This window comes from Rhodococcus sp. G6(2025) (assembly GCF_058628105.1).
The window spans coordinates 7,408,544-7,434,787 of record NZ_CP179750.1 but is presented as its reverse complement, the minus strand read 5'-3'; the positions used below and the strand labels follow the sequence as shown (position 1 = coordinate 7,434,787).

Genomic DNA, 26,244 nt, shown 5'->3' with positions numbered 1-26,244 from the left:
CGACGCCAACATACCCGTTCCCGCCCGACGTCAGCACCACACATGGCGGTCCAGGACGGCTTGCTGCAGCACCTGCTGGCCAAAGAGTTTCGGGCGAATTGTCCAGACGTCCCATGGCATTCTCCTTCTTGACACGCACCGTTTTCGTGGTGCGCATCTTGTCTCCTTCTTCCGCCGACACGGCGTCAGTTGGCTTGATTCGCGCGGATGCGCCGGCAGCGGGTTGACCCGCTGAGGTGTGTGGCCTGCGACGGCACGTGCTACTCGTGTGCTGATCGGTTGATCGCAACGGTTTCGTCGAGTGTAGGCGCGGTCTCGAGAGAACCGAAGTACTCCATGAGGCGGTCACGGGTGATGGGCGCCTTGTCCTTATCGGCTGCGGCGAGAGCCTTACCGAGGTCTTCGAGGCCGAGTTCGGTGCAGTACGCCGGGGTGCCGGGCTGCTGACGCCACGAATCGGCGATCACGCCGGCGTCGAAGGGGTCAAAGCCGGTGTCGTCGACGAGCTTCATGACGGTTGCACGAGCCTCGGCGGAGTCCGCTGCGACCGGGATCGCGATGCGGCCGGGGGAGCCTGCCGGGAGTCCCTTGGTCTGCTGGGTTCCGGCGAGGGCCGCGTTCCATGCCTTCACGACGGGGCGACCGAGGTTCTCCTGGCTCCAGAGGCTCTCGACCTGTCCGTTGTCGACGTCCTCGACCGGTCCCATCATGAACGGGTAGTAGTTCGATGTGTCGACGATGATCGTCTCGGCCGACGCGGTGGCGACGAGGTCGGCTAGGTCGGGCTGAACCGAGAACGGAATCGACAGCATGATGACGTCGCGACCCTGCGCCGCCGCGTCCATCTCGACAGTACGCACGCCTGCGTCGAGCACGATCGAGGCGACGGCCTCTGGCCCGCGGGCATCGGCGATGAGGACGTTGGGTCCTGCGTCGCTGAGGCGGCGAGCGAGGTTGCCGCCGATGGCTCCGGCTCCGATGACGGTGATCATCATGGGTTGTCTCCTTTGTTCATAAGTTCTCGCGCGCCGTGTGCCGGCGACGGTGTGTTGACGTGACATCGCTCGATGGGTTCGCGCGGCGTCCTCCCGGGTGGGGAGTGGGAATGGCCGTGGGGCCTTCGGCCGGGCGTGATGTACACGGCAGTGCGTACATCACTTGTAAGCACATGTACGCGTTTATGTGTACATGGCGCCCGGATGAACGGAAACTGAGGAGGAGACTGTGGCTAGTCGTTTGGCCAACCCGCTCGCGATCCCGGACGAGGGGCAGATCGACCTCTTCGACGTCATGTTCGCGTTAGTCGACCCTGTCCGTCGCGCGATCGTGCACTACATCGCGAGCGATCCCGGGACGGCTTGCAGCACCTCGAACTTCGGTGTGTCCAAATCTGCGCTGACCAGGCACTGGAGGGTGCTTCGGGAGTCCGGGCTCATCAAGCAGGAAGTCGATGGAACCCGGCACCGCAACTGGCTCCGCCGCGAGGAACTCGACCGCCGCTTCCCTGGCTTGATGGATCTCGTCCTGCGCGAGTACGAGGCATCCTTGCGCGACTCCGGGGGGAGTGCCGGGTCAGCGGAGTGACAGATCGCTGGCCTCGACTGCACTGGCGTGCCCTCAAGGATGCAATCAACTCAGGGACGCGGCTGTGCCCGCCGACGACCTGCTGAATCGCATCCGCTCGGGTCGCTCCTTTCGGTCGATCCTGTGCCGCTACCGCAGCCGCTGAGGAGTGCGGAGATGACCAGCGCTGCCATCCCCAGGGTTGTCTTTCATTCCGGCGAGAAACTTGGCAAACAGGACGTTTGGTATCAGTCGAGTGGCAGACAGGTGGCGATATCGAGCCGCTTCAATCGAGCGCCGTTGCGGTTGTTTCGTTTGTTGCGTAAATTTCGTTTAGGGGGTGGCGTGATGTCCGCAGCGCATGATCAGCCGACCGTTGTCGAGCAGGAGCAGGCCCGGCAGGCCCTGCAGTTGCTTCGTGACGTCGATCCGGCGGGGGAGACCCTCGATGTGACCGTGGCCGGCACCGCGGAGTCGGTGCATCTTCCTCGCGCGGCGCTCGAGCTGATGCGTGAGGTGTTGGCGAATATGGCCGCCGGGCAGGGGGTCACCGTCGTCCCGGCGCACGAGGAGCTGACGACCCAGCAGGCTGCGCAGATGCTCAATGTCTCGCGCCCGCATGTGATCAAGCTCCTCGACGGGGGGTATATCGAGTACCGAATGGTCGGCCGGCATCGCCGGATCCTCGCATCGTCTTTGCTCGCCTACCAGCGGACGCAGCTGGGGGCCTCGCGTGCCGCCGCGGACGAGCTGGCGGCCCTGACGGAAGACCTCGGACTGTACTGACGTGACCTTCACCGTGCTCTATGACGCGAATGTCCTGTACCCGAATGTTTTACGAGACGTGCTGATCCGGCTCGCGCAGACCGGCCTGGTGCATGCCCGGTGGACGGATCGCATCCTGGCGAGACATTCGAGAACTTGGCTGAAAATCGCCCGGACATCCCGACTGGGACGTTGACGAAGCTGCGGGAGCTGATGAATAGGGCGGTACCGGACTGCCTGGTCACCGGCTACGAGACACTCATCCCCGCACTCACGCTGCCGGATGAGGACGACCGGCATGTGCTGGCCGCGGCGATCCGCGCCGGCGCCCAGGTCATCGTCACCGTGAATCTGCGGGACTTCCCCGACGCGGAGCTGGCGCAGTTTGGCATCGAGGCAAAGCATCCGGACGAGTTCGTGATGGATCTGTTCCACCTCGACGGGGTACGGGTCCACCAGGCGGTCAGCGCGACGGCCACAGCCTGGCGTAATCCACCCGGGACCCCGGCTGATGTGTGTGATCGCCTTGCGGCGGCGGGGCTACCTATTTCCGCGGCTGCGCTCCGCCGCTGAGCGAAACGACCGACTGGTGTGGCCGTCGCGCGCCGGTTCGAACTGCCCGCGAGGTCACCGATTCAGTGCCTCTGTGGCGAGTGCAATTGTCACTCGGTGGATGATCCGCTGGTTGATCAGATCGGCCACCCGCCGCAACGGTGAGGTGACATGGCCGTAGACGCTGAGCCGTAATCCGTAGTGGCCGTGTACCGTCGGATCGCAGGTCGCGGCCCGCAGCGTCGACAGCAGACGGCCCCGTAGTTTCGCGAACAGGTCCGGGTCCCCGGCCGCGGCGGCGATCTCATGCATCAGTTCGTCGGTGCTGCCGGCGACCGGGTTGGGCCGGTAGGTTGCGGAACAGGATCGGCAACCCTCGCTCCACACACCACAACGCCGCTGCCTCGTTGGTCGCGATCATCAGCTCCTGCACGATGACGTAGGCGACGGTCCGCAGTTCGGCGGCGATCGCCACGATGGCCCCGTCCTCGCTGGCCGCCCAACCTCGGGTGTGAACGCGGCGAGCCTGTCGGCCGGAGAGTGAGGTCGTAGAACGCGAGGGCGCCGCCGTCTCGGCGGGCGGTCAGTAGGGTCTGCGCGGCAGCATCCGCCGCGACCAACTGGGGTGCAGCCGATGTGCCGAGTCGGTGAGAATGCCGGGCACCTCGGCGTGATCGACCGTCACGCACCGACCCGACGGAATCTCCCCGCGGCCGACGACGGTGTGGACCAACCGACCATCGGTGGTGATCGTGCCGGTAACCCGCAGACTGGTCCGCACAGATTCGGCGGTCAGGGTCGCAGCCTGTTCCGCCGTCTCGCCGAGCATTGGAATGGTGCGGTTGCGCAGGTAACGCGTCTCGGCCCGCAGGAACGCCTGCTCGTCGGCGACCGACCCCAGGCCGACGACATCGGCGACGCCCGCGATATGAACCTCCACTGCCCACCCGATTAGGTCAAATTAAACCTGTGCCAACAGTTTTCCATGGTTCTTCCCGTTGAGTAGGAGAGCTAACGCGTCGGGAATATTCTCGAAGCCGTCGACGACATGAGTGCGCGCAACCAACTGTCCGCGCTCTGTGAGGTCGTCGAGTAGTTTGTCGACGACTTGGTTGCGTGGACCGAAATCCGCAACAAAACCTTGTAGACGGGCTCTGCGGAAGATGAGCAACGGTAGATTTCTGACTCCATAGAGATTGGATGTTTCGCTAATATTGTACTGAGACATTGCGCCACACACGATGATCCGGCATCCGATTGCCATATTTGCCAGGACCGCATCAACTCCTTCCCCGCCCACGTTGTCGAAGAATAGGTCGACACCCTGAGGGAAGTGCCGGTGCACAGCCTCGTGAAGATTTTCTTCCTTGTAGTCGATTGCACCATCGAGTTTCAACTCTTCCAGCAGGAACTTGCATTTGTCCGGTCCACCGGCAATGCCTACCACTCGGCAGCCCTGCGCCTTCGCGATTTGGGCGGCCAGCGAGCCAGTGGCCCCGGCAGCCCCGGCCACCAACACCGCATCGGTCGGTTTCACTTCACCGATGAGAGTCATGCCACCGGCTGCCGCGCGCCCCACGTGCGAGAAGATCGCCAGTTGCTGCTCGAACGACATTTCCGTTGCAGGTTTCGCGGGACGCACGAACAGGGGATCGACGACGTCAAATCGTCGCCAACCCCACATTCCCGTCACGACGTCACCGACGGCGTGGGTGGGCGCGCAGGATTCGGTGACGACACCGATTGAGACACCGATCATCGGATCACCGACGCCGAACGGTATCGCCTGCAATTGAGGATCGAGTTTGAGCCAGTTCAGGTTTGTCGGGTCGAGTGACATCAACAGCGTTTGGACCACGATCTTGCCGTCTGGAGCGGCGGGGATCGGGCCTTCGATCAGGCGGAAACAGCTGGGATCGTATGTGCCGGTCGAAGCCCGGTCCACGATCCAACTTTGATTCTTCAGGGCAAGTCCTCCGGCAATTCGTCGTGTGGTGTTAGCTCCAGCGCGCGCAGATTCTCGGCGGGGGCGTTACAGATCGAGGACGATCCGCTTCGAGCAGGACCGTGAGACGCAGATGAACATCGTCTCGTTGGCGTCCTTTTCCTCCTGGGTGAGCAACGAGTCCCGATGGTCGGCCTCGCCCTCGAGGATCGGGGTCTCGCAGGTACCGCAGGTGCCTTCGCGGCATGAGGACAGAACGGTCACACCGGCGTCTTCGACGACGTCGAGGATTGATCGGTCGGCGGGCACGGTCACTGTCACACCGGTCTGTGCCAACTCGACGGTGAACTCCGTATCCACTGTGCCGGCCGGCAGCTCCTCGGCGCGGAATCGCTCCATGTTCAGTGTTCCGGGAGGCCATGCACTGCAGTGTTTGTCGATCGCATCGAGCAGCGGTCCCGGTCCGCAGGTGAACACCGCGACGCCGTCGCGGTGTTCACCGATTACGGTGGCGAGATCGAGATGCCCGAATTCGTCCTGGGGGATCACCTCGACTCGGTCCGAATAGAGTTGCCGCAGCTCGTCGACGAACGCCATCGAGGACCGGGTCCGACCGCCGTAGACCAGGCGGAACGGGACTTTGCGGGCAGCCGCCGCGGACAGCATCGGTATCAATGGGGTGACGCCGATGCCACCTGCTACGAACAGGTACTCCTTCGCGTCGGTGAGCGTGAAATGGTTGCGAGGGCCGTGCACAACCACGGCATCGCCGACGGTGAGGGTGTCGTGAACGTAACGGGATCCACCTCGACTGTCTGGTTCGCGGAGCACTCCCACTCGGTAGCGGGTGCGGTCGGCGGGGTCACCGCACAACGAGTATTGGCGGACGAGTCCGTCACCGAGGACAAGGTCGAGATGAGCGCCTGGGGTCCACGCAGGCAGGGAAGAGCCTTCCGGTGAGGTGAGGGTCAGGCGGACTACACCTTCCGCCACCACCTCCTTTCCGGCCACGGTCAGTTCCAGGCGGCGTTCGGCGTCATGAGCGTCGGGGTCGGAAGCGGTCATTATTAAGTGCATAGGAGGGTCCTCTGAGTTGCTATGCGGTCGCGTCGGCCGAATCCCGCTGTTACGGCTCTCGATTAGGACGACAGATTTGTTCGACGGTCGGGAAAGGCTCGGCTCCGAGGGACAGCGATCTGGTCAGCGCCGGGGCCCGGTTCGGTACGAATCGGGCTGAGGGGCGAACACGAAGATGGGGTCGAGGGATTCACCGGGCGGGTAGTGGCCACCGAAGAGGTCGCATCCTGCTGTGGTGAGTGAGGCACTGATCAAAGGCAGTACCAGGCCTTGGCGGGTGCTATAGGAGTCGTTGATCTCGAGATCGGCGAGAGGGATTCGCTCGGAACCGTCCGGCGCATCGATGCGGTTCGCGATCGTGAGGAGTGCTCCGGTCTCACGCAGGACCAAGCGTGGGTCGGCAATGAGGACCTGCAGTAGGCCCGCGTGACCGCTGAGGTGGACTGCCCCACGGAACCGGAGTTCACCCGCAATTGTCTGCTCGCTATCGGGGTGTGGGGGGAAGGTGAAGAAACTGTTCTCGCTGAGGTAGGCACCGCCGGAAGCGGCGTGCCCACCGTCGGGCAAGCCAGCAAGGTAGCGGAGGAAACTCTGTTTGACACCCCAAGTGAGCCCGGCCGGGGGGTGGCCGGGGCCGGCCGCTGTCCGAATGGAGGCAGCGGCCGACGCCAGTGTTCGAGTCACGATCTACACCTCGATGTGCTCGAGCTGTTCAAAGATCTCCCCGCGACGGTTCTCGAACTGGCTGGGCAGCATGAACTTGCTGCCGAGTTCCTGCGGCGATTCGTCGCAGGTCCAGCCGCCGTCCTCATGAGTGACAGCGAGCTCGAACAGGGCACCGCCGGGCGTCCGCACGTACACGCTCTTGAAGTACTTGCGGTCCTTCAGCTCGGAGATATCGGTGTAACCGGCGCCTTCCACCCCGAACTTGACCTCGTCCTGATTTTCCAACGTGTCGAGGTTCCATGCGAAGTGGTGGTAGGTGCCTGAGCCGTAGTGCCAGGTGCCCTGGTCCTCACTGATGTTCGCCGTGAGTTCGATGTAGTTGCCGTACTTGGCGTTACCGACCTGGAAGGCAGCGCGGTCACCTTCTTCGTCGATCTTGCCCTGGGAGAAGAAGGTGTCGGCGGCGAAGTCGACCATACGCTCCGGGGTGGTGACGTGGATGCCGACGCCGTGGATGCCGTGGATTGCATACTGCTGCGGCACACCGTTGCCGGCGTATCCCTCGCGCTCGTCGTTGTCGTTCTCGACGAACTGGTACTCGATGCCGCTGGGGTGACGGAAGGCGAGTCGGCGCCGGTCGAAGACATCGAGGTTGTCGACCTCGACTTTGTGCTCGGTGAGCCGGCCGTGCCAGTAGTCGAGCGAGCCGGCAGGTACCGACAGCAGTACTTCGCGGGCCTGGTTGGTTCCACGCTTTCCATAGAGCCCGGCCTGCGCCCAGGGGAAGGTGGTGACTACCGAGGACGGATCGCCGGTGGCGTTCGAGTAGTACAGGTGGTAGATCGGCTTGCTGCCGTCGAAGAGGACGGTCCGCTTGATGAAACGCATGCCAAGGGTCTTGACGTGGAAATCGACGTCGTCCTGGGCCTTGCCGACGGACAGGGTGACATGGTGCGAGCCTTCTACGTAGGCCATGGGTTATCTCCTTGTGGTGATGGTGTCGAACAGTTTCTGGATGTGACCGATGAAGTCGTCGTTGATGCGGTGTTCGGGGTCGTCGTCGACATGCAGGCGTACCGAGGCGCCGAGTTCGACGAACGATTCGGTGGTGGCGTGCACCCTCGTCAGTGGCACCCATTCGTCGCGCGCCGACGTCGCCAGCAGTACCGGCATGCCGTCGAAGGACTTCCCGTCCGCGGACCAGGACTTTTCCTCGGGGCCGAGGTAGCCGCCGGTGAGCAGGGCCGCACCGGCGAAGCGGCGACCAGTGCGGAGCAGGTATTCCGCGAGCAGGCACGCCCCTTGCGAGAAGCCCATGAGCACGGTGCGTTCTGCCGGCACTCCCTGCTCGGAGATTCGGGCCAGGTGGGTGTCGACGGCGGCGAGGGCGTGGCCGAGGAGCGGTTCGTTGTGCGCGAGCGGCTTGAGGAAGCTTTCGGGATACCAGCTGCTGTTGTCCGCGCTGGGCAGCAGGTACGCCGTTTCCGGCCTGGCGATCCGGTGCGCGACCTCCGCCATGAACTCTGGCTGTTGGCCTCGGCCGTGCACGGCATACACCACCAGCGGTGCCTGCCCCAGATCGTGGGCTCCGTGCTGCATCGGTTCATTGCGCAGATGAGGGTTCGGTGTCATGGGGCCACTCCGCGTCGTGTGGGTGCGGAGTGGCTGTGGCCGCGGACCCGGCCCGAAGCCGGGGGTCCGGACCGTTCGTATTCGGCGCGCTGCCGCTGTTGCTCGCGCGCGAGCGTGTCAGTGTCGCCGCGATGACGGGCGATGAGGGTTCGTTTGGCGGCCGGGCCGACGTGGCAGAGTCCGGGGACATCGGGGTTGTCGACGCATGCGGTGCTGCCGGCGGCCGGTGCGGTGGCGCGTCCGGTGAGTGCGGCCGCGCCGTAGCGGCGGTGCGCGTCGCCCCCGCAGCGAGGGCACAGTTGGCGTGGCGGGACCGGAGCGCGGGTGAGTGTTTCGGTGGTGACGGCGCAGGCGCCGCAGCGGTAATCGACGAGGATCATAGGGTTACTCCTGGGCGACGAGTGGCCCACCGAAGGCGGACCAGTCCTGGGGGTCGTGCGCGATCCAGATGCGGGCACCTTCGTCGTCGCGCAGTCGTTTGAGGGCGCGGATGCTCTCACGCCCGGCCACCGGGTCCCAATCATGAGGGTCGGGAGCCTCCCGGTCGAGAGCTTCCCGCAGGTGGACCGTGTCACCGGTCAGAACGATCGACTGCGAGGGCAGGTTCACCACACAGGACAGTTCTCCCGGGGTGTGGCCGGGCGTGTGCAGGATCTGGATGGACCTATCGCCGAGCAGATCGTGCTGTGCCGTTTGGATCGTCGTCCAGTCGAACTCGCGGGTCGGCGCCAGGTCGTCGGGCCTCATGAGATGCGCTTGCATGGCGCTCGGGTTGGCCGCCCAGTCGAACTCTCCAGGGCCGACGAAGAATTTCGCTTGCGGGAACAGGTACAGGCCGCCGGCGTGGTCGGAGTGGGTGTGCGACAAAACGACGTGGGTGACGTCCTCCGTACGGAAGCCCAGTTTTCCGAGTTGACGGTCGATGCGTTGTTCCGGGCTGGTGACGATATTGAGGGTCTCGGCCAGGTCACCGAAGTAGGCGCGCGGGTCGTCGTTGAGCAACGGCGCGAAACTGGTGTCGAAGAGGATCAGTCCACGCTGATGTTCGATCAGGAACGCCGGGAGCGGGAAGGTGATCGTGCCTTCGGCACCGACGACCAGATCTCCGGCATCGAGATCCATTGTCGGTGCGTCGAGCGCCCACATGCGCAGTGCGGTGGATACGGTCATGACAGTCCTTCGGCAGGAGGGTTGCTACGAGTGACGCTGGTGGACAACCAGTCTCGGACGATCGCCAGTGTGTGATCGTGGCCGCGTTCGAAGATGAGGCCGTGCCCGTGGCCAGGCAACCCGAGGTCGGCGAGTACGAGGTGCTCGACGCGGGCGCCGGCAGACTGCAGGAACATCACCGTGGCGAGATCATCGTCGTGACGGCCCGAGGCTTCGGCGGTGACCACGGCGATCGGTGTCGAGGCGAGTCCGAGCAGTCGTTGCGGGCGCGTCGGATCGACCGAGTGGGTGCGGGGTCTGTCGTCGAGCGGGACCGCGGTCAATCCATGCGCGAGTCGGCCCCGGTCACCGAGGTCGCGGAAGGGGGGACCGAGGGGTTCGACGGCCACCAGGGCTGCGACGAGGTCCGGCCGGCGCTGCGTGGCGATCCAGCCGGCGGGTGCGCCGGCGGAATGGGTGATCACCACGGATGGTCCGATGCGTTCGAGTAGCGCGACGAGCATGTCGCCGTCGAGCCGGTGCCCAGTTGCCAGGCTGCGGGGAAGGGGCTGCGCGGCGGATGCGAGAGCGTCGAACTGGGGAGACCCCGATTCCCGCGTCCACGGCCACTCGGTGTGCGCCCGGTGACGGCTGTCGTGCGGTCCGGGGGCGAACAGTCGTTGTACGTCGGCGGCTGTTGCCGCCGCCATCAGGTCACCGTGAATATCGGGACGGTAGGGGGAGCGGCCATGTGCAGGGCGATCCGGCAGATACACAGGGTGGCCGGCCTCGACGAGCAACGGGGCCCATCCGGGATCACCATTTGGTGTGGTGGTCCAGTCGAGCGATTGTCCACCTCCGCCGTGCACGAGTACGACCGGAAGCTCACCGGTGTCGGTTCCGGGCGCTTCCCAGCGGACGTACGAGGCGCACCGTGGGGCGCCGGCGCCGGTATGCACCCAGAGCTCACCGCGCCGCAACCATGCCGCAGGTGCGCTGCGATGCGGGGCGGAGTGCGCCGGTTGTGTGGTGACGGTCATCGGCTCAACCTGCCGGAACGAGGCGGATCGGAATCGATTCGTGCCCGAACGCCTGGAAGTTGATCGCCCGGCGGGGCTCACCGGTGAGTTCGATCCGCTCGACACGGTCGACCAACGCACTGAGCAGGCTCTTTGCTTCCAACCGTGCGACGGCCTGCCCGGCGCAGGTGTGGATGCCGAATCCGAAGGACAGGTGGCTTCCGGCGTCGTGGCGGTCGATCCGGAACTGGTCCGGGTCGGTCCACTTGCGGGGATCTCTTCCGGCGCCGAGCCACATCAGCAGCAGCTTGGTGCCGGCGGGGATGGTGATTCCGCCGAGTTCGGTGTCCCGGAGCGCGACCCGGCCACCGAATCGGGACGGCGGGTACAGGCGCAGGGCCTCCTCGAACGCGGACTCGACCAGATCAGGCCGGGCGCGCAGCAACTGCCACTGATCCGGATTGTCGGCGAACGCCCGCAACGCGCCGGAGATGCCGAAGATCGTGGTGTCGAAGCCGGCACCGAAAACGGCTTTGAGGAGCTGTTCGGCCTCGGTCTCGCTGATCACACCCTCGTCCGCGGCAGTGTAGAGCTGCCAGCCGATTCCGCCGTCGCTCTGCAGTTCCCGCTTCAAGTTTTCTTCAACCCACGCGAGTGCCGGTGCCCCGCTGCGCATCTTTGCGTGATGGTGCTTGTTCTGTGGGCCGAACGCGTTGAACACCGCATCACCGAACTTGAGCAGCAGCTCGCGTCCCTCTGTGGGTAGTCCGAGCACGTCGGGAAAGACCTGCAGCACGTACCGGGCGGCGACGTCACGGTACGCGTCGAGGTCCACCGCACCACCGGTGAGAAGGTCATCCACCAGCTGTGCGGCCGTTTCGGCGAAGTACGCCTGCATCTTCGCCATGTTCTCCTTGGAGAAGATCCGCATCATCACCGACTTGGTCTGCGTGTGATCGGGAGGGTCCTGCATCAGTGGTGCATTGGGCCGGAAGGGGTTCGGCTGATAGAACGGTCGATCCGTCGAGGAGAATGTGCGCCAGTCACGCAACGCCTTTTGAATTTCCGCGTGCCGGGTCACCGCGTAGAAGTCGTACTTGTCGATGTGCACGATAGGCGCGACCTCACGCAGGAGACCGTCATGCACATGGACATCCTGCAATACTTCGGAATCGAACGGGTCGTAATCCGAACTCGGAGCATGGGTTACGGCAGTAGTCATGGGTCCTCGGTTCTCAGATGTCGGTGGGGACGCGGGCCGGGTCTCGGGCTCAGGTACCAGCCTTGCGGGGTGCCGGCAGCTCGCCGGTCTCCATCCACTGCAGACGCCGACGCACACCGGCAAGCGCCATCTCGCGATGCGGCAGCACGAAGAACTGGTTGTCCCGGATCGCTTGCACAGTCACGTCGGCGACTTCGGCCGGCTCGAGTCCCGCGTGCTGGGCCTTGGTCCGCAGTTCCTCCATGAGCGCGACTCGATGTGGTTCCCGGGCGGGTTCGAGGCCATCGGGCAGGTTCCGCTCGGCATCGGGCATCCGGGTCTTCACCGGACCGGGTGCGAGCAGCGAGATCCCGACAGGGCTGCCCGAGGTGTGCAGTTCGACGGCCAAGGACTCCGACAGGCTCAGAATGGCCGATTTGGAGACACAGTACGGGGTCATCGTCGCGGTGCCGCTGGTGAATGCGGCGACCGAGGCGGTGTTGACGATATGCGCCTGGGGATGTTCGGCCAGGAGCGGAAGGAACACCCGGCAGCCGTGGAGAACACCGTAGAAGTTGACGTCCATCACCCATTGCCACGCACCGTCGGGAATTTCCAGGAAGGATCCACCGGTTTCGACGCCGGCGTTGTTGCACACCAGATGCACCGCACCGAACTCTTCGATAGTGCGCGCGGCCAACTCCTGCACGGCACCGAGGTCGCGAACATCTGTGCGCACTCCGATGGCTTCCGCGCCGTCGGCCCGTACCAGGGCCGTGGCCTGTTCGAGGGCATCTGGTTCCACATCGGCAAGCACGATGTGCATTCCCTCGGCGGCCAGGCGGCGCGCCAAGGCGAGTCCGATCCCGCTCGCCGCGCCCGTCACGACCGCCACCCGCTGATTCAGAACCTTCATGCGTGCACCTCTGCAACCAGTGACGGAGTCTCTAGGGACTTGGGGAACATCAACCGCTCGAACAAGGCGTCCGGGGCGGACGACAGTTGCCGCAGTCCGGCCATCGCCTCGTCGAGCGCCGCACCGTTCGAGGAGTGGTACACGAGCTTCTTGTTCGCCGACGCCGCGGGACTGACCTTGTCGACGAACACCTCCCGGCGCCGACGGGCGTACTCGTCGAGCACCGCGTCGGACACTCGACCGTTGATCACCGCGGCCAAGGCCTCGTAGAGGACGTACGTGTCGAACAACCCCGATGTCAGCCCCAGGCCACCGGTCGGGTTTGTTGCGTGGGCGGCGTCCCCCGCGAGCAGCACCCTGCCGGCTCGGAATGTCGCGGCGGCGCGCTGGTGCATCCGATAGGGGGAGAAGGCGACCAGCTCGATGTCGTCGATGCCGGGAAAGACTGCCTCGAAGTACTCGGGCATGCGGTCGAGCACTGTCTCGACCGGCAAGGCCTCGTCTTCACAGTAGGTGAACCGCCAGAGGTTGGTGGTGTCGATCTTGGAGATGATCGCTCCGTACCGATCGTCGATCAGCATGGTGGTCAGGGGCCAGCCGTGAGCTTCGAGATCGATGCGGATGTTGGTGGCCACGAACCGTTCGGGCCACGTGTGCCCGTCGAATGCGATCCCCACCGACTCGCGGACCGTGCTGCGTGCCCCGTCGGCGCCGATCAGCCACTGTGCGGTCAGGACCACGGGCTCGCCGTGCGACGTCGTCTCCACCCGCACAACATTGTCGTCTTGGTCAACTGAATGAATCTCGTTGTTCCACAACACCTTCGCGTGCGGAAACGCCGAAAGCTCTTCGAGTGCGAGTTCGACGAGAGCGTTCTGCCCGAGATGCAGGTTGTAGGGGTGGGCAACCTTGCCCTCGAGCGCGTCGAGTCCGAAGGACACCTGCTCGCCGGTGGCATGGACACGGTAGGTGTATCCCTGTTTGAGGAACCCCCGGGCGGCGGCCGCGTCGAACAGCCCGAGTCGCTCGAGTCCGTCGAGCACGGACCAGTGATAGACCATTGCGCGCGGTGACTGCACGACCTCGCTGCCTCGCTCGAGCACGGTGACGGAGATTCCCGCCCGCGCGAGTCCCAGGGCATTGAGAATCCCGACCGGGCCGGCGCCTGCGATGAGCACCGTCTGTTCAGTCATGTCTTCTTCCGTTTCTTCAGCAGTGGGCTGCCTGGTGTTTTGTTCGTAGCCGAGGCGACGCAACACAAAGTGATGAGCCCGTGAACGCGAAAAAAATATGTACGACAATCCGTCGTGATGAAGCTACCGTACCGAGTGACGTGAGTCACCGCAATACTTGACACGGATCTAGTTTTGCAGGGACACTGGATGGGTGGCAGCGAAAGGTGGTGTCACGTTGGCGTATGCCAGCCAACTCCGCTACGACGACAGCCTTAGTCGGACCATTTGGGCCGCGTTTCCGGCTTGCTTCGTGCTTGATCGCCGGTTGGCAAGCTGATTCCATGATCACGCCAAATTTTTCGTCATACAATCCTGACAGAGAGCGAGTAATCGATGACCACCAGTCGGACGCACAAGGAGACCTACGAGGACGGCATTGCCATGCGCAAGGCAGTCCTCGGAGCCGCCCATGTCGAGCGCTCTTTGAGCAACGTCACCGAGTTCTCCCGTCCCATTCAGGAACTCGTCACCGAATACTGCTGGGGCACCGTCTGGACCCGCGACGGCCTGCCTCTCCAGACCCGCAGCCTGCTCAACCTGGCAATGCTCACCGCTCTCAACCGCTCTCACGAACTCGCAGTCCACGTGCGTGGGGCAGTGACCAACGGCTGCACCGACGAACAGATTCAGGAAGTTCTCCTCCAGGCAGCGGTGTACGTGGGTGTTCCCGCCGCACTCGAATCCTTCCGCATCGCCGAGGCGACCCTGAAGGAGCTGCGCGCCGATGTCTGACATTGCTGCCGGGGTTGATCTGCCGACCCACGACCTATCGTCGACCGCCACGGTCGCTTTCGTCGGGCTCGGAAACATGGGCGCCCCCATGGCGCGCCGCCTGCTCGATGCGGGCCATCGGGTGATCGGCTTCGATCTGTCCGAGAACGCGGTGCAGCGCTTCACGGAGCAGGGCGGCCTGGCGGCGACCTCGGCGGCCGCGGCCGCATCGGACGCCGACGTGACAATCCTGATGCTGCCCAGTTCTGCAGTGGTGGAGTCGGTCCTCGACGACGGACTCGCCGCGGTGCTACGGCCGGGAGCGGTGGTGGTCGACATGAGCTCGTCCGAACCGATGCGCACCCGGGCGCTCGCCCGGCGCATCGCCGACGAACGAGGCGTGGACCTGATCGACGCCCCGGTTTCCGGCGGAGTGCGAGGTGCCGTCAACGGCACCCTGACCATCATGGTCGGCGGCCCGCCATCCGCTGTCTCCGCCGCTCTGCCGATCCTCGAGCTTCTGGGCCGGCCCACCCGGGTCGGCGATATCGGCGCCGGGCACGCACTGAAGGCGCTCAACAACTTGCTCTCGGCCACGCATCTGCTGGTGACCAGCGAGGCGATACTCGCGGGGGAGCGGTTCGGTCTCGATCCGGAAGTGATGCTCACCGTCATCAACGGATCGAGCGGGCGCAGTGGATCGACGGAGAACAAGTGGCCGAACTTCATCTTGCCGAAGACCTACGATTCCGGCTTCGCGTTGAATCTGATGCTCAAGGACATGCGCATCGCCACCGATTTGGCGCGGCAGCTCGGCCTGCCCAGCGTCCTGGGCGAGAACGCCGTCGCTCTCTGGGGTCAGGCGTCGGAATCGCTCGAGCCCACCGCGGACCACACCGAGATCGCCCGGTGGGTCACAGATTCAGCAAACCCAGAGATTGTATGATCAACATACAAAAAGTAGACTAATCCGATGGCAACGAAGACGGCCAGTGTCTGGGTGACGAGCCCGGTGGGGAAGGCGGCCGCCCCTCTTCGGGAGCAGGTCATCGCGGCGCTGCGCGAAGCAATCCTCGATTTCCGGCTCCGTCCAGGGCAACGGTTGATCGAGCGTGAACTCATCGAGCAACTCGGTGTCTCACGCACCACCGTCCGAGAGGCGCTGCGTGAATTGACATCCGAGGGTCTGGTCACCGTGGTGCCCCAGCGTGGGGCCATGGTGAGCGCGCCCACGATCAGTGAAGCCGCCGACCTCTACGAGGTTCGTGCCGCACTCGAATCAATCATCGTGACGCGGTTCGTCGAGCGAGCCACGCAGTCCCAAGTCATGCGGCTCGACGCGGCGGTGGAGCACTTCGCCGAGGTGGCCGCCGCCGGTGGTGAGATCCGGAATATCCTCGCGGCCAAGGACGAGTTCTACACCGTTCTCGTCGAGGGTGCTGCCAGCAGCTCTCTCAAGCAGCTCATCGAGGGCATCCAGGCACGAGTCCGCATCCTGCGGGCGACCTCCCTGTCCACATCCGGCCGCTCCGAGCAGGCGGTCGCCGAGTTGCGCGGCGTCGTCCGGGCGATCAAGGAACGCGATGCCTCCCTCGCCGCCGCACTGTGCGCGTCCCACGTGCGTACCGCCGCCACCACAGCCCTCGCCGCCCTCGAATCCGACCAGTGAACCCACCGCCGGCTCACCCGGCCCGCGACGAGTCCGCGAGGAAACCTCATGAACGAGATACCGATTTTCGACCACCACACCCTCGGCCAGCGCGTGCTGTTCGGGTCGGGCCAGGCGGCGAACCATTTGCGTTCGGCTGCCAACGATCTGAGAGCATCCACGCCCATGGTCGTGGCCGCCCGCCACGACCACGCGCTCGCTGACGCAGTTCTCGGCGGCCTCGACATCGCGGTGCGATTCGACGATGTGCGCCCCCACGTGCCCGTCGAGCAGGCCGAACAGGCTCGTAGTATCGCCCGGGACCACCATGCCGATCTGCTCATCAGCATCGGCGGCGGGTCGACGACCGGACTGGCCAAAGCCGTCGCGTTGACCACCGGACTGCCGATCATTGCCGTCCCGACCACGTACGCCGGATCTGAAGCGACGAATGTCTGGGGAATCACCGAGGCGGCTCGCAAAACCACCGGCCAGGACGACCGCGTCCTTCCCCACACCGTCGTCTACGACGCCGAACTCACCCGCACCCTGCCACGTGAGCTCAGCGTCGCCAGCGCCTGCAATGCCCTCGCACACTGCGTCGACTCACTGTGGGCGCCGCGCGCGAATCCGATCAACACCGCGCTCGCCACCGAGGCGATACGCGCCCTCGCCGACGCCCTCCCCGAGGTTGCCGACCGACCCGAATCGCTTGCCGGACGCGAGCACGCACTCTACGGCGCATACCTTGCCGCGGTCGCTTTCGCTAGCGCGGGATCGGGTCTGCACCACAAGATCTGCCACGTGCTCGGCGGTCGGTTCGACCTACCCCACGCCCAAACACACACCATCGTCCTGCCCCACGTCCTGGCCTTCAACGCACCTTATGCACAGGCTGCGGCGACACGTACGGCCGCCGCGCTCGGCGCGGCCGACGCGGTGCACGGCCTGCGCACTCTGCTGAAATCTGTCGAGGCCCCGACCGCGCTACGCGACGTCGGGCTGTCCGAGGGCGACCTCGACGAGGCCGTCGATCTGGTCCTGCCCGTGGTTCCCGCGTCGAACCCGCATCCCGTGTCCCGCGCGGAATTGGGCCAGCTCCTGCGAAATGCCTGGTCGGGAGAGGGCTGGAGCTGACCAACCACCGCCCCCAGGGAGCGCTTCCCCGGTCGTAGCTTCCCCGGTTCGTATCCGGGACTGCCGATCCGGCGTATGCGCCCAGCCCACCGGGTCCGCAGCACCGCCCGCGTCCAGCGTGAGGCGGCGTCATCACGTCGATAAAATGCCACGGCCCTGCCGCCGTGCGTCCTACCGCGGCACCCCCCGTGACCGATTGCGCCGGAGGGCCGGCGCGCGTGCTCACACAGCGCTCGCGCAGGCGCCCCCGGCTCCGGGCCCCGGTCACGCCGGACAGGTCAGTCGACCGACCCCACCGTGAATCACTGGACGCCGAGCGAAGGCGGATCAACCGAAACAGCCCCTGAGCCTGTGTATCTCCGCTACATTCTGCCCGCAGGTCGAGAATCCGGCCGCGCCTCGGTGCCCTGACGGAGCGGGCAATCGAGCACCGCCTGCAAGCGTGCGGCGCCACCATCCTCCCTGAACGCAGGGAATCTCGGCCCCGAGGACCCGGTTGCTCACTGGCTCGCATTGGCTCTTCATCGATAGGCACCAAGATTCCGACGACGAAGACGCGTGCCCTACGCGTAGTCGCAAGGGCCCCAAGCGAAGTGATTCAGATCGGGTCTTGCTGTTTTGTATGACAAAGATTACATTCGACGGTAGCCGACCGATCGGACCGTCACTCCGATCGATGTTGCGGGGACCAATTCTATCCCCGCGAGATGCCCGCCAAAATCCTCGACTCAGTGGGATCGATTTGCCGAGAGGTGCACCATGACGACTACGAATACCGGCGCGCGCCACGATGTGGATTCAGCCGCGTCCTATCAACCGAGCACCGCCTCCGACCTGTACGGAGAGTACGACCGACTGCGCGCGTGCTCGCCGGTCGTGCACAGTGACGACTTCGACGGATTCTGGAGTGTGCTGACTTTCGCCGACGCCTCGAAGGCCAGCCGGGACTGGAAGAATTTTGCGAGTGGGCGCCCCTTCGTCGAGTATCCGTCGCCGAATCGGCCGATACCCATCGCAACGAATCCGCCGGAGCACACCTTCTATCGAACCTTCCTCAACAAGTACTTCCGTCCCGACCGGGTCGCGGGGCTGTCACCGGATATCGACCGAATCGTTGCCGAGCAACTGACTCCGCTCATCGAGGCCGGCGAGGGTGACATCTACCGGTCCGTCGCGCGAACTGTCCCGCCGCAGGTGCTTTCGGTGTTGCTCGGACTGAGCGACGAGGGTTGGGTCGAACTCGCTGCCACCCTCGACCGCGCCGACGCTCTGCGCCACGACATCAACGCCTTCGGCGCCCTGCAGGCGACGTTGTGGGACGACGCAGTGGGCACCCTGATCGCCGAGCGCACCGAGCACCCGCGGGACCCGGAGCAGGATGTGATGAGCGGGATCCTCGAACTGCGGCCCGACGGCGAGCCGATCTCACGCGAACAGGTGCTCTCGCTCGGGACCCAGATCTTCGCCGCGGGCGCAGATACAACCAGTTCGGCGATGGGATCGTTAGCGCACTATCTGGCCACGAACCCCGACGACCAGGCCCGCCTGCGGGCCGACCCGAACCTGTTACCCGCTGCGATCGAGGAAGTGCTGCGCCTCGGACCGCCGCTGCACCAGACCGTTCGTCGAACCACCGCCGATGTCACGATCGCCGGCACCCCGGTCCCGGCGAACGAGCTCGTCGCGATTAACGTCGCCTCAGCCAACCGTGACGCCGAACGATTCGCAGATCCGCACCGGATCCGGTTGGACCGCGAACGCAACCAGCACCTCACATTCGGTTTCGGTCCGCACATGTGCGTCGGTGCGCCCGTCGCGCGGCAGGAACTTCTCGCGTTCGGAACACAATTGCTCTCCGGCACCCGTTCCATCACGCTCGCCGCACCCGCCGAGACGTCGGGGCGAGCGCTGCGTACCGGTTGGTCCAGCATCCCTGTTCGCCTCGAAAAGTAGACACTGCCACGTCATATCGGCGTCGTCCCGGCGAAGCAGCCGGGGTGATGCCGCCCCCACAGCTAAGGAGACAGAATGACCGAGTCGGTGGTGTCCCCTCCGGCCGGCGACGCGACCAAGGTGCGTAAGATCGCCGCGGCAAGCATGGCCGGTACCGCGCTCGAGTACTACGACTTCTCGATCTACGGGCTCGCTGCCGCTCTGGTGTTCCCGACGTTGTTCTTCCCGCAAAGCAATGCCTTCGTCGGCGCCCTGGCTTCTTTCGGCACTCTCGCGGTCGGCTACTTCTCCCGTCCACTCGGGGCTGTCATCTTCGGCCACTTCGGCGACAAAATCGGCCGCAAACCGGTTCTGGTGATCACCCTGGTGATCATGGGTGTCGCCTCGACGGCGATCGGCCTACTGCCCACCTACGACAACATCGGGGCCTGGGCTGCGGTGGTGCTTGTCACGCTTCGTTTCCTGCAAGGCGTCGCCTTCGGCGGAGAATGGGGCGGGGCGATCCTGATGGCCTTCGAATATGCGCGCCCGGAACGCCGAGGGTTCTTCGCCTCGGTGCCCCAGGTCGGGCCGGCGGTGGGCACCCTACTCGGCAACGCCGTTTTCCTCCTCACGACCCTGCTGCCGGAAGACGCCATGCTCTCATGGGGTTGGCGAATTCCTTTCCTGCTCAGCGCCCTACTGGTCGCCCTCGGTCTGATCGTGCGTTTGAAGATCGCTGAATCGCCCGAGTTCGCTGCCCTCAAGGCCGAAGGTACGTCCGCGAAGGTGCCGCTTGCAGAAGTGCTGCGCAGCCACCGCAAACCTGTCTTGCTCGTCTGTGGGGCATTCCTCGGATACGGTGCCTTCAGCATCGTGGCACTGACCTTCCTCGTCGGGTACGCCCGCAACACGCAGGGTGTCAGCAATTCGATCACACTCGCCGCGATCCTTGCCACCTGCATGGTGCAGATTCCGGTCATCATGCTCGGTGGATACGCCTCGGACCGATTCGGTCGGCGCCGGATCATGACCGTCGGGCCTCTGGCCGCGATCGCCGGTACCGTCCTGCTCTTCTGGACGATCAACACGGCGCAGCCTGCGTGGATCATCATCGGTTACGTCGTCGGTATGGGCGTGCTTTTCACCAGCGCATACGGGGCTCAACCAGCCCTCTTTGCGGACAGCTTCGAGCCGAGCGTGCGCTACACCGGCATGTCACTGGGGTACCAGCTGTCGAATGTCATCGGATCCGGTTTGATGCCGCTTGTCGCCACGTTGCTCCTCAATGCCACCGGTACCCCGTACGCGATCGCCGCGGCGATCGTGGTCGCGCTGGCAGTATCCATGGCGTGTTTGCTTGCACTGGTCAGAACCTCCACAGATGTTGCAGCAGAATCGAAGTCACCAATCAGTACGTCACCTGCACCGATCACGGCGGCCTAGACCCGGACCTGGGCGCGTGTGCCAAGGTGGCGCGCCGACGACGCACATGCCCCAGGCACGTGTGGGCCGTGGTCGAGGACGGCCATACCGGTGCGGTAAATGGCCGCAAGAATGGCCAGGTCCCCGAGATCGTCGTCGACTGCGTTCATGTCGGAGTACTTACGCAGATACCGGGTGGAGTGGTCGTTGCGGCCGCGCGCCGCACCGTCCATACCGCCAACATCGAACACTGAGCGGCGATGACGATTGACGGCCAAGGCACGCGCCGCGAGACGACCGCCCGGCCAGCGCAACCAACAACGCAAGGACATCCTGTATGCCCCGAATCTCGGTCAACGGTTACGACACATGGTACGAAGACGACTGCTTCTGCGACCCGTGGAGGACAGATATCGAAACCATCCTCATTCAACCTGGATTTGGTCGCAACTCGCAATTTTGGTACCACTGGATTCCACGGCTTGCCGGCCGATACCGGGTGATTCGACGAGATCTTCGTGGCCATGGGAAGTCCGCCGATGGAGGCACCGCCCCATGGACGTTCGACCAGTTGGTCGACGACTTGAGCAGATTCATCGATGTGCTGTCCCTCGGTCGGGTACACGTGCTGGGGGAGTCGACGGGTGGGATGCTTGCCGTCGGACTTGCCCACGGACATCCCGACCAGGTGCAGTCCCTGACATTGTGCAGTTCCCCGACCACCATCGACGGGGCGGGACAGCAATTTTTTGCGGGGTCCCACAACACTTGGCAGGATGCTCTCGAATCGCTTGGTGCAGAGGGGTTCGCGAAATGGCTGGTCAGCCAGACCGGCACTGCGGTGTGTGAGGACGCGCTGCAGTCGCAATGGTGGATCGACCAGTTTTCGTCCGCATCGACCACGGCATTGATCGGCTACAGCACAGTGATATCCGGGGTGGATGTCGCCCCGCTGCTGCCCCAACTAACCGTGCCCTCCCTCGTGTTGGCACCGACGCGAAGTTCCGCCACCTCTCTCTTGGAGCAGCTGTCGATCGCCGCTGCTATCCCGGGAGCGCGCGTCGTCACCGTCGACGGCGCGGGTCACGAAATCTATGCCGACGAAGCCGATGTGACTTCCGCGGCATACCTCAACTTTCTCGAAAATCAGGCCGGTAACGATTCGGCGGAATCCTGACCTGCACTTGACCTGGACTGCCACGCAGCAGCAAGCCCCACCCCGCCGAGCCGTCTCGAGCTGAACGAACGACCGAACCCGTCTCGCCCTGCGGCTCGCCGCACCTTGGTCACCAAGAGGAGCAATGATCATGAACCAGACAATCGGCAGGCGAAGTGATAGCGCGAAAGTTCGCAAAATCGCTGCAGCCAGCATGGCCGGCACCGCACTTGAATACTATGACTTCTCAATCTACGGCCTCGCTGCCGTCCTGATTTTTCCACAACTCTTCTTCCCAGAAGGCGATTCGCTGATCGGTGTTCTGGCCTCCCTCGGGACGCTCGCAGTCGGCTATCTTTCACGACCGATCGGAGCAATTGCTTTCGGCCACTTCGGCGACAAGTTCGGCCGAAAGCCGGTTCTGGTACTCACGCTGGTCATCATGGGTGTCGCCTCAACGACGATCGGGCTTCTGCCGACATACGCCAGTATCGGTATCTGGGCTCCAGCACTACTGGTGACGCTGCGACTACTCCAAGGCATCGCGTTCGGTGGCGAGTGGGGTGGCGCAATACTCATGGCATTCGAATACGCGAAACCGACTCAACGCGGCTTCTTCGCGTCAGTTCCTCAGGTGGGGCCCTCGATCGGTACCCTCGCCGGAAACGCAGCCTTCCTCTCCGTCACATTGTTGCCTGCGGATCAGTTCATGACGTGGGGATGGCGAGTCCCGTTCCTTCTCAGTGCCCTGTTGGTCGTACTCGGCCTCATCGTGCGACTGAAGATCGCGGAATCGCCAGAGTTCGAAGCGATCAAGAACGAAGGCGCTGAGCAGAAGCTGCCCATCCGTACGGTACTGGGCAGCCACCTCAAGCCGGTACTGCTGGTCTGTGGTGGCTTCCTCGGCTACGGCGCATTCAGCGTCGTCGCATTGACTTTCCTGGTCGGATATGCGCGAAACCAGCAGGGCGTCTCGAGCACGATCACCCTGATCGCGATCCTCGCAACATGTGTAATCCAGATCCCGGTCATTCTTTTGTCAGGGCACCTTTCGGACCGCTACGGCCGACGGGCCCTGATGACGTTCGGCCCTCTGGGCGGTGTCGCGGGAGTCTTCCTGCTTTTCTGGACCGTCAACACCGGGAACACGCTGTGGGTCCTGTTCGGGTACGTGGTCGGAATGGGAATTCTGTTCACCAGCGCATACGGCGCCCAGCCCGCCCTCTTCGCTGACAGTTTCGATCCCAGTATCCGCTACACCGGAATGTCTCTTGGCGTACAGCTGTCGAACGTCATCGGATCCGGGCTGATGCCCCTCGCTGCCACACTTCTGCTGAAGGGCACCGGAAACGCGTACTCCGTTGCGGGAGCGATAGCAGCGGCCCTGCTCGTCTCCATGTGCTGCCTCCTCGCACTTGTCCGTACCGCTGGTCGACTGCAGCTCGTGGATCGGAGGGCATCGTCGCCGGCGTCAGCTGGTCCGAGTCCGCTGACGACAAGCGCTGGATAACCGGTAGGCGGCGAAATAGCGGTCCCATCTCAGCATGGCGTGCGCTCCGAACACCCAGGGCCCTTCCCGCAGTGCAGATCTTCATCGAAAAAAGCGACGCAAGACGGTCATTGGGATATCGGGATCCGAGGTCATCTCGAGAAGGATGTGGGCGCGACCTCGATGATCCGGCGACGCGGTGCGACCCTCCACGCCATCACAGCAAGCCCATGTGGCGACGTCCCCGCTCGCTCGCTGCCACGGGGGTTGCGGCGTGTCCAGGTGCGGGGTTCCGGGCCTCTGGGTGGGGCAACCACGGTTCGGAAGGCACCGTGGTTGCCCCACCTGATCAGGGGAAGCTCAGCCCCGGTCCAACCGCACAATTCGGTCACCGCTGAGCGTCCCCAACCAGATCTCGTCCCCGACCGGCAGGGCCGTGGTCGCCAGACTCACCGAGGAATCGGTGCCGTCGATGAGCACCGTGCTGGTCATCGATGATGGATCGACCTCCACGACCGCGTACCCGGTGGGACAGTTAGTTCCTTCACCCCCGTTGCACACCAGAACATCGTCGACGGTGACGTTCTGCCCGGTCACAAGAATCGTGCCCTGCGGCGTCCAGCGGAGGTTGTCCGGCAGAAACGGTAGCGTCACCTCACTCCTGTCGCTCGGATTCGTCAGAGACATCCGCACGAGCTTCTTCTGCGTCCACGCAGCAACGACGACGGACTGCCCGTCCGGCGAGACCAGGACACCGTTGGCGCCCCCGACTGCGCTGTCCGGCAACGCTGTCCATCCCTGCGCCGGAGTCCATTTCATCACCCGTCCCGTAGCAACGCCCGAAAACATGCGAGCGAACGGGTCTCCGGAGACAGTGGGATCGAACATGCTGGAGACGATGATGCCGCTGCCGTCCGGCAAGGGTGCGACTGCGTTGGCGTACACGTCACCGGGGATGGGAACGCATCCCACCCACGTCAGCGCCACGGGATCTGCCTGTGGGTCGAGGTGGAAGACTTCGATCGATTCCCGCTTGTGATTGACCGCGTACAGGGTGACTGGCTGTCCGTCGGTTGTCGGGGCAATGGCGATTCCGTGTGGTTCGGCGGACGAGGCGTCGGGGACCCCGGCGCAATCGGGGTAGATGCTGCGGTTCCATTCGGCATGCTGATCCGGGCTTGGCCAGAGCGGCACAGTGGCATTGGTCGTCGAGTCGACGGCGACGAGCCTTCCCGGGGTTCCTCGCTTGGGCGAGGCCATGCTGCTGGCCAGAACCCATGCGGTGTCCGGGACCGCGACGAGATCCTCCGGTCGGACGACGCCGCTGACTTGGTTTTCGCTAACCGACGTCCATGGCGTCCCAAGCGGGGAGAGGGTGGGTTCCGGATTTGTGGCGGACTCTGCATCGTCGGGGTTCGTGGAACAGGCACCGGCGAACATCAGCGCGCACACGCCGATGGCTATAACAGTTTTCGACATAGGACCTGCTTTTCGTGGGAGCGGCTGATGGAGAACACCGCGGAACTGTGACCGCCGGGCGGCGCAGATCCGCTCAGCGCCGGTGGCTGTCCGGGGCCGTGGTGCACGGGTCGCTCATCGCCCAGTCTCCCGGCACCATCGGCGACGCCTCCGGTGCTATTTGTGGCCGCCGAGCAGTCCCGACGACGGGGCGCCATGGCACGGGGTCAGACGGCGATCATCCCGTGTGGATCGATGACGAACTTCTCGGCCACGCCACGGTCGAATGCGCTGTAGCCGTTGGGTGCGTCGTCGAGTGAAATCACGGTGGCATTCACCGCTTTCGCGATCTGTACCCGGTCGGCGAGAATCGCATTCATCAACTCCCGGTGGTAACTCATCACCGGGCACTGCCCGGTCGCGAAGGACAGCGACTTGGCCCAGCCGGTACCCAAACTCAACGAGAGCGCTCCCCCCTTGGCAGCATCGTCGGCGGCGCCCGGGTCCCCGGTGACGTACAGACCCGGAATGCCGATGCCACCGCCGGCGGCGGTCAAATCCATCAACGAGTTGAGGACGGCGGCAGGTTGCTCGTGACCTGCGTCGCCACCGTGACCGCGGGCCTCGAATCCCACGGCGTCGATCGCGGCATCTACCTCCCGGGCACCGAGGATCTGCTCGATCTGATCCTGAGGTGCGCCCCGGGAGACATCGATGGTTTCACATCCGAACGAGCGGGCCTGAGCAAGTCGATCAGAGTTCAGGTCGCCGACGATCACGACTGCGGCACCGAGCAGTTGCGCACCGGCCGCGGCGGCGAGTCCGACCGGTCCCGCACCAGCGACGTACACAGTCGAGCCGGCGTGCACCCCGGCGGTGACGGCGCCGTGGTATCCGGTGGGAAAGATGTCCGAGAGCATGGTCAGGTCCCGGATCTTTTCCATCGCCTGATCCCGATCGGGAAACCTGAGCAGGTTGAAGTCGGCGTACGGGGCCATCACGTATTCTGCCTGACCACCGACCCAGCCGCCCATATCGACGTACCCGAACGCGGATCCGGGCCGATCCGGGTTGACGTTGAGGCAGATCCCGGTCTTGCGTTCCTTGCAGTTGCGGCATCGACCACATGCGATGTTGAACGGCACAGAGCACAGGTCGCCGACCTTGATGAACTCGACGTCGCGACCGACCTCGATCACCTCACCGGTGATCTCATGGCCGAGGACCAACCCCTCGGGGGCAGTGGTGCGGCCGCGAACCATGTGCTGATCGCTGCCGCAGATGTTGGTGGAAACAACCTTCAGGATGACGCCGTGCTCACACTTGCGGCCGATATTGGCGGGGTTGACGCCGGGGCCGTCCCGCAGCTCGAGCTTCGGGAACTCGATGTCGCGTACCTCGACCTCGCCCGGTCCGACATACGTCACCGCGCGGTTTGCGCTCATCGTCATCATGGTCTTTCTGTGAAGTGATTCGAAGCCAATTGCGATGCAATCGGCCGAGGTCAGCGGCGGAAGTTGATCCCGCCGTTCAGCTTTCCTGGGAGGAGAGGGCACTGCCAGTAACGG

The 26,244-nt window shown here is 64.4% G+C and carries 26 protein-coding genes and 1 pseudogene; 11 read left to right on the top strand and 16 right to left on the bottom strand.

Annotation, left to right across the window (positions count from 1 at the left end):
- Positions 1-260: 260 nt before the first annotated feature.
- A complete protein-coding gene (locus ACLIVD_RS34455; protein WP_283334432.1) occupies positions 261-1,061 on the bottom strand; it encodes an NADPH-dependent F420 reductase in 801 nt (266 codons plus the stop codon).
- 163 nt (positions 1,062-1,224) lie between these two features.
- Between ACLIVD_RS34455 and ACLIVD_RS34450 the strand changes: the two genes are divergently transcribed.
- The 3 genes from ACLIVD_RS34450 (at position 1,225) to ACLIVD_RS34440 (ending at position 2,901) form a co-directional block, all read left to right on the top strand.
- On the top strand, positions 1,225-1,584 hold the full coding sequence (locus tag ACLIVD_RS34450) for an ArsR/SmtB family transcription factor (RefSeq protein ID WP_283334431.1): 360 nt from the start codon (positions 1,225-1,227) through the stop codon (positions 1,582-1,584).
- Between the two features lie 156 nt (positions 1,585-1,740).
- Entirely contained in the window at positions 1,741-2,349 is a 609-nt protein-coding gene (locus tag ACLIVD_RS34445; protein ID WP_283334430.1) for a helix-turn-helix domain-containing protein, read from the top strand.
- Between the two features lie 99 nt (positions 2,350-2,448).
- Entirely contained in the window at positions 2,449-2,901 is a 453-nt protein-coding gene (locus ACLIVD_RS34440; protein ID WP_491931512.1) for a VapC50 family PIN domain-containing toxin, read from the top strand.
- A 99-nt stretch (positions 2,902-3,000) separates the two neighbouring features.
- Here ACLIVD_RS34440 and ACLIVD_RS34435 read toward each other — a convergent pair.
- From ACLIVD_RS34435 to ACLIVD_RS34380, 12 genes and pseudogenes are all read right to left on the bottom strand, one after another.
- A pseudogene (locus ACLIVD_RS34435) lies at positions 3,001-3,829 on the bottom strand (RNB domain-containing ribonuclease); the annotation flags it as partial.
- A gap of 12 nt (positions 3,830-3,841) precedes the next feature.
- Positions 3,842-4,825, bottom strand: coding sequence for an MDR family NADP-dependent oxidoreductase (locus ACLIVD_RS34430; protein ID WP_283334427.1), 984 nt, complete (start codon positions 4,823-4,825; stop codon positions 3,842-3,844).
- 87 nt (positions 4,826-4,912) lie between these two features.
- Entirely contained in the window at positions 4,913-5,890 is a 978-nt protein-coding gene (locus tag ACLIVD_RS34425; RefSeq protein ID WP_283334426.1) for a PDR/VanB family oxidoreductase, read from the bottom strand.
- A gap of 135 nt (positions 5,891-6,025) precedes the next feature.
- Complete coding sequence (locus ACLIVD_RS34420) at positions 6,026-6,586, bottom strand: HtaA domain-containing protein (protein WP_283334425.1); 561 nt, start codon at positions 6,584-6,586, stop codon at positions 6,026-6,028.
- 3 nt (positions 6,587-6,589) lie between these two features.
- A complete protein-coding gene (locus ACLIVD_RS34415) occupies positions 6,590-7,543 on the bottom strand; it encodes a VOC family protein (protein ID WP_283334424.1) in 954 nt (317 codons plus the stop codon).
- A 3-nt stretch (positions 7,544-7,546) separates the two neighbouring features.
- A complete protein-coding gene (locus ACLIVD_RS34410) occupies positions 7,547-8,200 on the bottom strand; it encodes an alpha/beta hydrolase (protein WP_283334423.1) in 654 nt (217 codons plus the stop codon).
- The gene (locus tag ACLIVD_RS34405; protein ID WP_283334422.1) at positions 8,197-8,580 is read right to left on the bottom strand and encodes an FmdB family zinc ribbon protein; all 384 of its coding nucleotides are present in this window, start codon (positions 8,578-8,580) and stop codon (positions 8,197-8,199) included. The genes ACLIVD_RS34410 and ACLIVD_RS34405 overlap by 4 nt, the downstream gene beginning before the upstream one ends.
- Before the next feature lie 4 nt (positions 8,581-8,584).
- The gene (locus ACLIVD_RS34400; protein WP_283334421.1) at positions 8,585-9,370 is read right to left on the bottom strand and encodes an N-acyl homoserine lactonase family protein; all 786 of its coding nucleotides are present in this window, start codon (positions 9,368-9,370) and stop codon (positions 8,585-8,587) included.
- Positions 9,367-10,389, bottom strand: a complete 1,023-nt coding sequence (locus ACLIVD_RS34395; RefSeq protein ID WP_491931511.1) for an alpha/beta fold hydrolase — start codon at positions 10,387-10,389, stop codon at positions 9,367-9,369. The genes ACLIVD_RS34400 and ACLIVD_RS34395 overlap by 4 nt, the downstream gene beginning before the upstream one ends.
- Before the next feature lie 4 nt (positions 10,390-10,393).
- A complete protein-coding gene (locus ACLIVD_RS34390) occupies positions 10,394-11,515 on the bottom strand; it encodes a cytochrome P450 (RefSeq protein WP_491931510.1) in 1,122 nt (373 codons plus the stop codon).
- A gap of 124 nt (positions 11,516-11,639) precedes the next feature.
- Positions 11,640-12,485, bottom strand: a complete 846-nt coding sequence (locus ACLIVD_RS34385; RefSeq protein ID WP_283334418.1) for an SDR family NAD(P)-dependent oxidoreductase — start codon at positions 12,483-12,485, stop codon at positions 11,640-11,642.
- A complete protein-coding gene (locus ACLIVD_RS34380; protein ID WP_283334417.1) occupies positions 12,482-13,678 on the bottom strand; it encodes an FAD-dependent oxidoreductase in 1,197 nt (398 codons plus the stop codon). Before ACLIVD_RS34380 ends, ACLIVD_RS34385 begins: the two co-directional genes overlap by 4 nt.
- 375 nt (positions 13,679-14,053) lie before the next feature.
- On the opposite strand from ACLIVD_RS34380, the gene ACLIVD_RS34375 reads away from it, so the two are divergent.
- The 6 genes from ACLIVD_RS34375 (at position 14,054) to ACLIVD_RS34350 (ending at position 20,594) form a co-directional block, all read left to right on the top strand.
- Positions 14,054-14,452: a carboxymuconolactone decarboxylase family protein gene (locus ACLIVD_RS34375; RefSeq protein WP_283334416.1), complete on the top strand. Its 399-nt coding sequence runs from the start codon at positions 14,054-14,056 to the stop codon at positions 14,450-14,452.
- Positions 14,445-15,377, top strand: a complete 933-nt coding sequence (locus ACLIVD_RS34370) for an NAD(P)-dependent oxidoreductase (RefSeq protein WP_283334415.1) — start codon at positions 14,445-14,447, stop codon at positions 15,375-15,377. Before ACLIVD_RS34375 ends, ACLIVD_RS34370 begins: the two co-directional genes overlap by 8 nt.
- Positions 15,378-15,404: 27 nt before the next feature.
- On the top strand, positions 15,405-16,100 hold the full coding sequence (locus tag ACLIVD_RS34365; RefSeq protein WP_283334414.1) for a GntR family transcriptional regulator: 696 nt from the start codon (positions 15,405-15,407) through the stop codon (positions 16,098-16,100).
- A 48-nt stretch (positions 16,101-16,148) separates the two neighbouring features.
- On the top strand, positions 16,149-17,216 hold the full coding sequence (locus ACLIVD_RS34360; protein ID WP_491931509.1) for a maleylacetate reductase: 1,068 nt from the start codon (positions 16,149-16,151) through the stop codon (positions 17,214-17,216).
- Positions 17,217-17,975: 759 nt separating this feature from the next.
- Entirely contained in the window at positions 17,976-19,169 is a 1,194-nt protein-coding gene (locus ACLIVD_RS34355; protein WP_283334413.1) for a cytochrome P450, read from the top strand.
- Positions 19,170-19,244: 75 nt separating this feature from the next.
- Positions 19,245-20,594 carry an MFS transporter gene (locus ACLIVD_RS34350; RefSeq protein ID WP_491931508.1) on the top strand — a complete coding sequence of 450 codons (1,350 nt, stop codon included), beginning with the start codon at positions 19,245-19,247 and terminating at the stop codon, positions 20,592-20,594.
- Here ACLIVD_RS34350 and ACLIVD_RS34345 read toward each other — a convergent pair.
- Complete coding sequence (locus ACLIVD_RS34345; RefSeq protein ID WP_283334411.1) at positions 20,591-20,806, bottom strand: hypothetical protein; 216 nt, start codon at positions 20,804-20,806, stop codon at positions 20,591-20,593. The two genes, ACLIVD_RS34350 and ACLIVD_RS34345, sit on opposite strands and share 4 nt — an antisense overlap.
- Before the next feature lie 104 nt (positions 20,807-20,910).
- Between ACLIVD_RS34345 and ACLIVD_RS34340 the strand changes: the two genes are divergently transcribed.
- Together ACLIVD_RS34340 and ACLIVD_RS34335 are read left to right on the top strand one after the other, a co-directional pair.
- A complete protein-coding gene (locus ACLIVD_RS34340) occupies positions 20,911-21,750 on the top strand; it encodes an alpha/beta fold hydrolase (RefSeq protein ID WP_283334410.1) in 840 nt (279 codons plus the stop codon).
- Between the two features lie 130 nt (positions 21,751-21,880).
- Entirely contained in the window at positions 21,881-23,239 is a 1,359-nt protein-coding gene (locus ACLIVD_RS34335) for an MFS transporter (RefSeq protein ID WP_491931507.1), read from the top strand.
- 339 nt (positions 23,240-23,578) lie between these two features.
- Here the strand turns inward: ACLIVD_RS34335 and ACLIVD_RS34330 are convergent, their stop codons facing one another.
- Both ACLIVD_RS34330 and fdhA read right to left on the bottom strand, forming a co-directional pair.
- Positions 23,579-24,697 carry a hypothetical protein gene (locus ACLIVD_RS34330; protein WP_491931506.1) on the bottom strand — a complete coding sequence of 373 codons (1,119 nt, stop codon included), beginning with the start codon at positions 24,695-24,697 and terminating at the stop codon, positions 23,579-23,581.
- Positions 24,698-24,903: 206 nt separating this feature from the next.
- Positions 24,904-26,121: a formaldehyde dehydrogenase, glutathione-independent gene (gene fdhA, locus ACLIVD_RS34325; protein ID WP_491931505.1), complete on the bottom strand. Its 1,218-nt coding sequence runs from the start codon at positions 26,119-26,121 to the stop codon at positions 24,904-24,906.
- Between the last annotated feature and the right edge of the window lie 123 nt (positions 26,122-26,244).